This window comes from Mycobacterium intermedium (genome assembly GCF_002086275.1).
Classification (GTDB): Bacteria; Actinomycetota; Actinomycetes; order Mycobacteriales; family Mycobacteriaceae; genus Mycobacterium; species Mycobacterium intermedium.
In genome coordinates, this window is sequence record NZ_MVHT01000088.1 from 18,950 (window position 1) to 29,200 (window position 10,251).

Genomic DNA, 10,251 nt, shown 5'->3' on the forward strand with positions numbered 1-10,251 from the left:
ACGGCCCCAACCGGACGCATACGGAGTGTCGCACCGACCCGAAAACGTTTGCGCGAGGGCCCAGTCGACGACGACCACCTGCGCTTCGCAGCACAGCAGTACAGCAGTACAGGAGTACACGCCATGGAACTGATGTCACCGATCGACTCGCTATTTCTGGCGGCGGAGTCGCGCGAGCACCCCTTGCACGTCGGCTCGCTGCAGCTGTTCAGCCCCCCGACGGGGGCGGGGCGCGGATTCGTCCGCGAAATTCACCAAGCCATGTTGAAGTCCACCGAGCTGGCACCGCTGTTCCGTAAGCGCCCCATGGGAGTTCACGGTGCCTTCAGTAACTTCGGCTGGACGCTCGAGAACGACGTCGACCTCGACTATCACGTGCGCCGCTCTGCCCTGCCGACCCCTGGGCGGGTGCGTGAACTGCTGGAGCTGACGTCGCGGCTGCATTCCAACCTGCTCGACCGGCACCGCCCCCTGTGGGAGACCCACCTCATCGAGGGCCTCAAAGATGGCCGCTTCGCGATCTATTCGAAGATCCATCACGCGTTGGTCGACGGAGTGTCGGGACTGTCGTTGATGCGACAGTCGATGAGTGCCGATCCCGACGTCGACGAATTTCGCACCGCCTGGGCACCGGCGCCGCAGCGTGCCTCGCGTCACCGCAACCTACGGAACCCACTGCGTCAGCTCGGAGGCGTGCTGGGATCCGTTGCGGGACTGGCTCCGTCGACGGCCCGGCTGGCGCGCGCGGCACTGCTCGAGCAGCAGCTGACGCTGCCGTTCGGCGCGCCGCGCACCATGCTGAACGTCTCCGTCGGGGGAGCCCGTCGCTGCGCGGCGCAGTCTTGGGAGCTCGACCGCGTCAAGGCGATCAAGGACGTGGCCGGCGTGAGCCTTAACGATGTGGTGCTGGCCATGTGTGCGGGAGCGCTGCGCGCATACCTGGAAGAAAACGAAGCCTTACCGGACGCTCCACTGGTCGCCATGGTCCCGGTCAATCTGCGTAACGAAGGCGATGCCGTCGGCGGCAACAGGATCGGTGCGGTGCTGTGCAATCTGGCAACCGACCGCTACGACCCGGCCGACCGACTCGAATCTATCCACAACTCGATGTACAACAACAAGAAGGTGATGTCGCAGCTGCCCCGGGCGCAGGCGATGGCGCTGTCGCTGACGATGCTCAGCCCGGCCGCGCTCAATACCTTGCCCGGTTTGGCCACGGCGACCCCGCCGCCGTTCAACGTGTGCATCTCCAATGTGCCCGGTTCCCGCGAGCCGCTCTATCTGAAGGGTGCCCGGTTGGTCGGCAGTTACCCAATGTCATTGGCGCTCAACGGCCAAGCGCTCAACATCACCCTCACCAGCACCGTCGACACTCTCGACTTCGGGCTGGTGGGTTGCCGGCGCAGCATCCCGCATCTGCAGCGCCTGCTCAGTCATCTGGAAACGTCGCTGAAGGAATTGGAACGCGCGGTCGGCCTCTGACCCGGAGTCGCCCGGGTCGTGGCGCGGTAGGACGCCGGACCCACGCCGAACCATCTCTTGCTGGACCGGGTCAGCACGCTCTGCTCGGCATATCCAAGTTCGCGGGCCAGGTGTGACAGGCTGATGCTGGTGGTCCGCAGGTAGCGATCGGCGGCGCCCTTGCGGACCTCGTCGACCAGGGCCGCAAACGTGGTGTCTTCGTCGGCGAGCCTGCGCTGCAACGTTTTCGGATGCAGATGAAACTCCTCGGCGACCACGTCGAGGGTGGCGGCACCGGTGGGCAACAGCTGCCGAACGATGGCTCGCACGGATTCGACGATTCCGGCACCCAGCGGGGTGATACTGCTCAGGTAGTCCACGACCGCGCGGTGGGCGAGGTCATCGCGGTTGAGTGTGCGGGCCAGATCCGCTGTCCGCACGGTGAAACCGCTGGTGCGTTGGGCGAAGTGCGGTGTGCAGCCGAAGTACCGGGTGTAGTCCGATGGCGGCGTGAGCGGGTCGTGCGGCAGGTGCACCGAGATGGGCGCGTAGTTGGTGCCCATGAGCAGGTGGATCACCCTGAGTGAGACGCCGAGCGCCAGTTCCAGCGTCTGGGGGCTGGTGGCCGCCCGGTCGAGCAGGAACTCGATCGCGATGAAGGATTGCGCCGGATCGGGCAGCGGCGTGATCCGAATGGAGATCACCGGGCTGTAGGCCGCCATGAAGGTGTTGAAGATCGCCAATGCATCGGCCACTGTCGCCGCCGTCCGCGCCGCGACTCCCACCGGGCCCAGAATCTCGATGCCTTGGCGCTCGGCCAACCGGCGGCCGAAATCCGGTGTGTCGGTTAGCTGTGCGGCCGACTCGACCGCACGGATCGCTGCGTGCAGGGATATGAACGCGTCGTAGTTGCCGACGTCTTGTTCGCGGACGCCCGCCGCGCGCAGTAACGCGGACGGGTCACCGCCCAGCTCGGTGACCAAGCCTGGGTAGCTCGAGATCCCCGTTCCGCGCACCACGGACATGTCTTGACCTTAAGGCGAACAGACAAAGTGCTCTTGCTTCAGGGCGACTACAGGGCTCTTTGTGCCTTCTCGCAAGGGGCGGGGTCGGGTAGGAATAGCTGCATGGAATTGATGATGCCCACCGACTCGATGTTTCTGTTCACCGAATCGCGGGAGCATCCCATGCACGTGGGTGGCTTGTCCCTGTTCGAGCCGCCGGAAGGAGCCGGTCGCGAATTCGTCCGGGACTTCTACGAAGCGCTGGTTGCCAACGAGGAATTCCAGCCGACCTTCCGCAAGCACCCAGCCACGATCGGCGGCGGAATCGCCCGTGTCGCTTGGGCCTATGACGACGAAGTCGACGTCGATTACCACGTGCGTCGTTCGGCGCTGCCCTCGCCGGGACGCGTGCGCGATCTGCTCGAACTGACCTCGAGGCTGCACACCAGCCTGCTCGACCGGCACCGGCCGCTGTGGGAACTGCATGTGGTGGAGGGGCTGGCCGACGGGCGGTTCGCTCTGTACACCAAGTTGCACCACGCCCTGATCGACGGCGTCTCGGCGGTGAAGCTGATGCAACGCACAATGTCGACCGATCCGGACGACACGCAGGTCAAGGCGATGTGGAACCTGCCGCGCCCAGCGAAGCCGGCGTCCAGCGGCTCAGCTGGCCCAAGTCCGCTGAGCATGTTGACGGGAACGTTCAAAGGACTCGCCGGGATCGCTCCGTCGACGCTGAAGTTGGCCCGCGCCGCCCTGCTCGAGCAGCAGCTGACGTTGCCGTTCGCCGCGCCGCACACCATGTTGAACCGCAAGGTCGGGGGTGCTCGTCGGTGCGCCGGCCAGTCGTGGTCGCTGGATCGTGTCAAGGCCGTCAAGCAGGCGGCGGGCGTCTCGGTCAACGACGCCGTGTTGGCGATGTGCGCCGGTGCGCTGCGCTACTACCTGATCGAGCAGGACGCGTTGCCGAACGCGCCGCTGGTGGCGATGGTGCCGGTGAGTCTGCGTTCGGAAGGTGACGCCGACAGCGGAGGCAACAAGGTGGGCAGCATCCTGTGCAACCTGGCCACGAACGTCGAAGACCCGGCGCAGCGGCTCGAGGTCATCGGCGAGTCCATGCGTCGCAATAAGAAGGTGCTTGCGGAACTGCCGCAGTATCAGGTCATGGCGTTGTCGGCGCTGAACATGGCGCCTTTGACGCTGGCGGGCGTGCCAGGCTTCCTGTCCGCGGTACCGCCGCCATTCAACATCGTCATCTCCAACGTGCCCGGGGTGAGCGATCCGCTGTATTACGGCGGTGCGCGGCTCGACGGCAGCTATCCCCTGTCCAACATCCCGGAGGGGCAGGCGTTGAACATCACGCTGGTCAACAACGCGGGCAACCTGGACTTCGGCCTGGTCGGATGCCGGCGCAGCGTGCCGCACCTGCAGCGGCTGCTCGCGCATCTGGAGACCTCGTTGAAGGATCTGGAACAGGCCGTCGGGGTCTGACGACCAGCGGTGCCCAAACTCAGCGCGGGTGTGTTGCTGTTCCGGGAGCGTGACGGCGTCGTCGAGGTCCTCATCGCGCATCCGGGTGGCCCGTTCTGGGCTCGAAAGGACGACGGCGTCTGGTCGATCCCGAAAGGCGAGTACGACGAGGACGAGGATCCCTGGTTGGCCGCTCAGCGGGAGTTCGCCGAGGAGCTAGGCATGCCGGTACCCAACGGGCCGCGCGTTGACCTGGCGTCGGCGAAACAACCCGGCGGCAAAGTGGTCACCGCCTTCGCGGTGCACAGCGACTTGGACATCACCGAGGCGCGCAGCAACACCTTCGAACTGGAATGGCCCAGAGGCTCGGGCAAGATGCGCGAGTTTCCCGAGGTCGACCGGGTCGGCTGGTTCCCGGTGGCGCAGGCCCGAACCAAACTACTCAAAGGCCAGCGCGTCTTTCTCGACCGCTTGATGGCGCATCCGTCGGTGGCAGAGTCGAGCGAAGGCTAGCGGGTGCGTCGGGTCCGCCGGCGGACCAGGAAGAAGCCCGACAGGCCGACGATTACCAGGAACACAAGCACCGCGGGAACGAGCAACTGCAGGGGGATGGTCGCGTCGTCATAGACGATCTGGACCTGTCGGTACGACTCGTCGCCCGCTGCGTTGTCGAATGTGAAATCCGAAGAGATGCGCGATGTTTGGTCGATGTCGACCTGGGTCTTGGTGAGGTAACCGCCGTGGTTGCCGGCCAATTCGCGCAGCAGGGGGTCCCGAATGTCGTCGGTTATGTTGCCGGCGAACTGAACCTGGGTGTGCTGGTGCGCGACGTCGGCGTCGGTGCGCTGCTGCCGGTGATCTGACAGGGTGAAGATGGTGACGCGCTGCGGCCCTTGCGCAGCGACCGACAGCCGCATCGGATAGACGAGCCGCGGCGACCGGAACGTCAGTCGCACCGGGTCCAGGCCGCCGACGATGTGGGTTGTGCTCGTCAACCGCATGGCCACGAACGCCCAGCCGTCACGCACGTACGGATCGAGCGCGCTCAACACGGCGGGCCGGATGGCATATCCGTTGTCGGACAACCACTTCTGCAATCCGGCCAAGTCACCGCCGGCCAGGGTGGTGGCCTCCAAAGGACCAAGTTGTACCTGCGAAAGCACCTGTGGCCCTTTGGCGGCGACGGCAGCGTCGGTATCGGTGGCGGACGACAACCCGAGCCCGAGGCGCCACCGGCGTTGATGCTCGACCTTGGGCGCGGTGAGTCGGGACAACTCGGTGAAGACGGCCTGGTCGGCCTTATCCACCGTCGCCGGCGTGGGCGTCGGCACCACCAGGGCAACATTGTCGGTGGAGGCATCCATCCCGAGTTGCATGACGATGGTTTCGGTGGTTCCGTCCCAATGCAGGAGCGCGACTTCGCTGTTCATCGTCGCGTCAGCGCCACTCGGTGGGATCGCGGCGCCACATGCGCAGGCGTGGCCCGTTGGAGCCAGCAACATGCTGGCGAGCAGAACAACGACGACGACTCCTGACCGGATCACGGCCGCGCGCAGCATGCCGCCGATGGTACGCGCGCGGCGCAGGCAGAATGGGTAAATGCCGAGGCCTATGGAGAGCGCCGCGCAGACCGAAACCCAGGCGCTGCTACTGGAATTGCTCGACCTCGCCAACCGAGCCGATCCGTACGCGGTCTATGCGAAGTTTCGTGACCGCGGGCCGCTGCCGCTGCCGGGAGCCAATCTCACTTTCTTCTCCTCGTACCGGGATTGCGACGAGATCCTGCGGCACCCGTCGTCGAGCAGCGACCGGCTCAACTCGACGGTGGTGCAGCGGCAGATTGCCGAGGGCGCAACGGTACGGCCGCTGGGCCCGCCCGGATTCCTGTTCCTCGATCCCCCCGACCACACCCGGTTACGCCGCTTGGTGAGCAAGGCATTCGTGCCGAAGGTGGTCAACGCGTTGCAGCCCGATATCAGCGCGATGGTGGACGACATGCTGACCCGGTTCGCCGCAGCCGGCCAGTTCGACGTCATCAGTGACTTCGCGTATCCGCTTCCCGTCGCAGTCATTTGCCGGCTGCTCGGTGTGCCGTTGGAGGACGAGCCGGAGTTCAGCCGAGCGTCGGCGATGTTGGCGCAGTCGCTGGACCCGTTGATGTCCAGTCCCGAAACCGAGGAGCTGTGGCAGGAACAGTTGCGGGCGGGTCTGTGGTTGCGCGACTACCTGCGCGGGCTGATCGAACTGCGCCGGTCCCAACCCGACCCGTCCGCCACCGACCTGATGTCCGGCCTGGTCGCCGTCGAGGAAGCCGGCGACCAGCTGACCACCGAGGAGATCGTCTCCACCTGCAACCTGTTGCTGATAGCCGGGCACGAGACCACGGTGAACCTGATCGCCAACGCCGTCCTGGCGATGTTGCGCGACCGCGCGCAGTGGACCGCGCTGGCCGGTGATGCCCAGCGCGTCTCGGCGGTCATCGAGGAGACCCTGCGGTATGACCCACCCGTGCAGCTCGTCGGTCGAATCGCCGCCGCGGACATGACGATCGGCGATTGCGACATCGTCAAGGGCGACACCATGGTGTTGCTACTCGGCGCGGCTCAGCGTGATCCCGCCGAGTTCGACCGACCGGATGTGTTCGATCCGGACCGAGGCACGTCGCGGCACTTGGGGTTTGGCCGCGGCCTGCACTACTGCCTGGGCGCGCCGCTAGCCAGACTCGAGGCCAGTGTGGCCCTGTCGAAGCTAGCGGCGCGGTTCCCAGACGCGCGGATGGTAGGCGAACCGCAGTACAAGCCGAACGTCACGCTGCGCGGATTATCGGCTTTGACGGTCGCGGTCTGAAGGCTTAGGCGAACGGATCCGTACCAGCGCCGTTGACCCGGCCGCCGCCGAGCCTGATGGCCAGCGGTATGGGCGTGTCAATCTCCTTCGTGGCTTCGGCGTCGTAGTAGGCGCCGATGGTGTACTCGCCTTCGCTTTCGATCGTGAACGAGAGGTCGTAGGTGAAGCAACGGTACTTGGATGGCTTCGTATCGTCGTCCGGCCATTCCCAGGTCGACCGAATCGCCCCGCGCCGTTCGCCGCGCGGGTCCTTGGCCACGACGAACACCTCTGGGTCGTAATCTCCGCCGGCCGGCGCGTGCACAACGAGGACGACCGGCACCGTTAGCCACATGGGGATTTGGTCGACGTCGAAGCTGGTCGTGGGAATGCGCGCGGCGTTGACCGCGCCGTTTTCGATCGTGGCGGAGCCCGCCACCAGGAGTGCTGCTACATGCATCCCGACAGCTTAAAGGTGCGTCCGGTCGGAGCGTAGAGCAATCCGGCATTAATCTGCCGCGCAGCGTCCGAGGCCGGGAACAATGTCGTCGAGCTTGAAGGTCAGCGGCTGTTCGAGTTGCTCGTAGGTACATGAGCGCGGATCGCGGTCCGGGCGCCACCTATTGAATTGGGCGGTGTGCCGGAAACGAACTCCCTCCATGTGGTCATAACGAACTTCCACCACCCGCTCGGGCCGCAGCGGTACGAATGAGAGGTCCTTACCGGCGTTCCAGCGAGAAAACTCGTTCTTGCGCGGCGTGCGTTCACCGGCTTCGTGGGCGGCCCAGTTCCACGGGTGGTTGTCGAAGTCGGTGACCAGCGGCTGCAACTCGGTGAACAGCCGCCGCCGCTCGGCCATCGGGAATGCGCCGATCACTCCGACCGACGCGAGTTGCCCGTCCTCCTGGTACAGCCCGAGCAGCAGCGAGCCGATCGCGTCACCGCCGGACTTGTGCACCCGATACCCGGCGACCACGCAGTCGGCGGTCCGCTCGTGCTTGATCTTGAACATCACCCGTTTGTCCGGCTGGTAGGTGACGGTCAACGGTTTGGCGACGACGCCGTCTAGGCCGGCCCCTTCGAACTCCTCGAACCAACGTTGCGCGGTGTTCAGGTCGGTGGTCGCGGGCGTGACGTGGATGGACGGTCCCGAGTCCGCGAGGGCGTCGACGAGGGCGGCACGCCGTTCGCTGAACGGACGCCCGGTGTAATCGTCGTCGCCGAGGGCCAACAGATCGAAGGCGATGAAGGACGCCGGGGTGTGCTCGGCGAGCATCCGCACCCGTGAATCGGCGGGGTGAATCCGTTGCTGCAGCGCCTCGAAATCCAGGCCGTGATCGGTCGCGATGACGATCTCCCCGTCGATGACGCAGCGCTGCGGCAACTCGGCCTTGACCGCCGCGACCAGCTCGGGAAAGTAGCGGGTCATCGGCCGTTCGTTTCGACTGCCCAACTCGACGCTGTCGCCGTCCCGGAAGCAGATGGACCGGAACCCGTCCCACTTCGGCTCGTACGACGCGTCCGGCGGGATCGTCTTGACCGACTTCGCCAGCATCGGCGACACGGGCGGCATAACAGGCAAGTCCATTGATTCATTCTTGCGTGCGGCATGCTGGAGGCCAGACATGGCTGCTAAAGCAGAAGAAATCGACGTCGACGGCATCGCGGTACGGGTGACCAACCGCGACAAGATCTTGTTCCCCAAGCTCGGCGCCAAAGGCGCCAAGGGCCGGATGATCGATTACTACTTGTCGGTGGCCGGCGGTCCGATGCTGGCGGCGCTGCGCGATCGGCCGACGCACCTGCAGCGTTTTCCCGACGGCATTGACGGCGAGGAGATCTACCAGAAGCGGGTGCCGCAGAAGCATCCCGACTACCTGGAGACGTGCGTCGTGACGTTCCCGTCGGGACGGACCGCCGATGCGCTGAAGGTGACCCATCCGGCGGCGATCATCTGGGCGGCCCAGATGGGCTCGGTCACGCTGCATCCCTGGCCGGTGCGCTGCCCCGACACCGAGCATCCCGACGAATTGCGCATCGACCTGGATCCGCAACCGGGCACCGGCTTCGTCGAGGCGCGCACGGTAGCGCTCGATGTGCTGCGGCCCCTGCTCGACGAACTCGGACTCGTCGGCTACGTCAAGACGTCCGGGGGTCGCGGCATTCACGTGTTCCTGCGCATCGCTACCGACTGGGACTTCATCCAGGTGCGGCGGGCGGGCATCGCGCTGGCCCGCGAGGTCGAGCGCCGCGCGCCGGACAAGGTGACCACGTCGTGGTGGAAGGAAGAGCGCGGTGAGCGCATCTTCATCGACTTCAATCAGAACGCGCGGGACCGGACGATGGCGTCGGCGTATTCGGTACGCCGCACCCCGATCGCGACGGTGTCGATGCCGCTGGCGTGGGACGAACTGCCCGACGCCGACCCAGACGACTTCACGATGGCGACGGTGCCGGACTTGGTGAAGGGCCGTGACGACCCGTGGGCCGGGATCGACGAGAACCCGCAGTCGCTCGGACCGCTGCTGGAAATGGTCGAGGCCGACGAAGAGCGCGGGCTTGGCGATATGCCGTATCCGCCGAACTATCCCAAAATGCCGGGCGAGCCGCCGCGCGTTCAGCCGAGCAAGAAGGTGGCCGCTCACTGGGATGAACAGGGAAATCGGCTATAGCTGGCGGGACCCGCGAGCGTGCTTTACCGCGCCGAACAGCTCGGCCCCGACTTCCCGGCGTTCGCTGACATAGACCAGCGCCCCACCTTCTGATGTGCCGCCAGGCGAAGGGGTTATTCGGGTGGTTGCGTGAACGGCTGCCCCACGACGTAGGGCCCGAACCCCGGCTCGGGCGCTGGACTCTGTGGCTCCACGTCTGCGTCGTCGAACAGTGCGATCGCCGCGGCGAGAAGATTCGGCGACCACGTACGCACTGCATGCGCGTCGACGCCCTTCGGCAACTGGTTGCGCAGCTCGTCAGAGTTGTGTTCGTTCGCGGCGGTCATCGTTCGAGCCGATCGAACTCATCAGCGGCCTGGACGAGCAGTGTCGCCAGCTGCCGTGTGAGCGCGTCGGCCAAGTCGCGCCAGGTGGTTGCGTCGTCGGGGGTGGTGGACATTGCCGGGCCTCCCTTTGATATGGGGCGAATATTCGCCCTGCTCAGCACAGCGTCTACGGGCATCACGCTCCGAAAATGCCGGGGGAGCCGCCGCGGGTTCGGCCCAGCAAGAAGGGGCCCGCTCACTGAGCGACTCAGCCGCCCTTGCCGCCCTTGCCACCGGCGCCGCCAGTCCCATCGGCACTGGCGTTGCCACCGGGAAGGCCAGTGCCGCCAGGGCCAGCGGCCCCGGCGCCGCCCGCGCCGCCCGCGCCGCCCGCGCCGCCCTTTCCTACCCCGCCGAGGGAGCCTGCGCCGCCGTCGCCGCCGCGGCCACCATTACCGCCGTCCCCGCCAACGATGGAACCGTCGCCGCCCGCTCCGCCTTTGCCGCCGGCTC

Annotated in this window: 11 protein-coding genes; 5 read left to right on the top strand and 6 right to left on the bottom strand. The window is 66.1% G+C overall.

All coding sequences use genetic code 11. The features are described from left to right. Positions 1–132 precede the first annotated feature (132 nt). Complete coding sequence (locus BST27_RS24235) at positions 133–1,482, top strand: WS/DGAT/MGAT family O-acyltransferase (protein ID WP_139805339.1); 1,350 nt, start codon at positions 133–135, stop codon at positions 1,480–1,482. On the opposite strand, the gene BST27_RS24240 is transcribed toward BST27_RS24235, so the two are convergent. Next, entirely contained in the window at positions 1,434–2,486 is a 1,053-nt protein-coding gene (locus BST27_RS24240; RefSeq protein ID WP_069417909.1) for an AraC family transcriptional regulator, read from the bottom strand. The two genes, BST27_RS24235 and BST27_RS24240, sit on opposite strands and share 49 nt — an antisense overlap. Before the next feature lie 102 nt (positions 2,487–2,588). Between BST27_RS24240 and BST27_RS24245 the strand changes: the two genes are divergently transcribed. Together BST27_RS24245 and BST27_RS24250 are read left to right on the top strand one after the other, a co-directional pair. After that, positions 2,589–3,956: a WS/DGAT/MGAT family O-acyltransferase gene (locus BST27_RS24245; RefSeq protein ID WP_069417910.1), complete on the top strand. Its 1,368-nt coding sequence runs from the start codon at positions 2,589–2,591 to the stop codon at positions 3,954–3,956. Positions 3,957–3,965: 9 nt separating this feature from the next. Continuing rightward, on the top strand, positions 3,966–4,448 hold the full coding sequence (locus tag BST27_RS24250; protein ID WP_069417911.1) for an NUDIX hydrolase: 483 nt from the start codon (positions 3,966–3,968) through the stop codon (positions 4,446–4,448). Here the strand turns inward: BST27_RS24250 and BST27_RS24255 are convergent. Continuing rightward, positions 4,445–5,494, bottom strand: coding sequence for a DUF2330 domain-containing protein (locus BST27_RS24255; RefSeq protein WP_069417912.1), 1,050 nt, complete (start codon positions 5,492–5,494; stop codon positions 4,445–4,447). The two genes, BST27_RS24250 and BST27_RS24255, sit on opposite strands and share 4 nt — an antisense overlap. A gap of 40 nt (positions 5,495–5,534) precedes the next feature. Here BST27_RS24255 and BST27_RS24260 point away from each other — a divergent pair, with 40 nt between their 5' ends. Next, positions 5,535–6,782, top strand: coding sequence for a cytochrome P450 (locus BST27_RS24260; protein ID WP_372515472.1), 1,248 nt, complete (start codon positions 5,535–5,537; stop codon positions 6,780–6,782). 4 nt (positions 6,783–6,786) lie between these two features. Here the strand turns inward: BST27_RS24260 and BST27_RS24265 are convergent, their stop codons facing one another. Beyond that, entirely contained in the window at positions 6,787–7,221 is a 435-nt protein-coding gene (locus BST27_RS24265; RefSeq protein ID WP_069417914.1) for a hypothetical protein, read from the bottom strand. A gap of 48 nt (positions 7,222–7,269) precedes the next feature. Beyond that, on the bottom strand, positions 7,270–8,349 hold the full coding sequence (locus tag BST27_RS24270) for an ATP-dependent DNA ligase (RefSeq protein WP_069418036.1): 1,080 nt from the start codon (positions 8,347–8,349) through the stop codon (positions 7,270–7,272). A gap of 37 nt (positions 8,350–8,386) precedes the next feature. Here BST27_RS24270 and BST27_RS24275 point away from each other — a divergent pair, with 37 nt between their 5' ends. After that, complete coding sequence (locus tag BST27_RS24275; protein ID WP_069417915.1) at positions 8,387–9,433, top strand: DNA polymerase domain-containing protein; 1,047 nt, start codon at positions 8,387–8,389, stop codon at positions 9,431–9,433. Positions 9,434–9,546: 113 nt separating this feature from the next. On the opposite strand, the gene BST27_RS24280 is transcribed toward BST27_RS24275, so the two are convergent. Further along, entirely contained in the window at positions 9,547–9,759 is a 213-nt protein-coding gene (locus BST27_RS24280) for a hypothetical protein (protein ID WP_069417916.1), read from the bottom strand. Between the two features lie 247 nt (positions 9,760–10,006). Beyond that, positions 10,007–10,251 (bottom strand): hypothetical protein (locus BST27_RS33250; protein WP_211285320.1); only part of this gene is annotated, 245 nt, incomplete at its 5' end.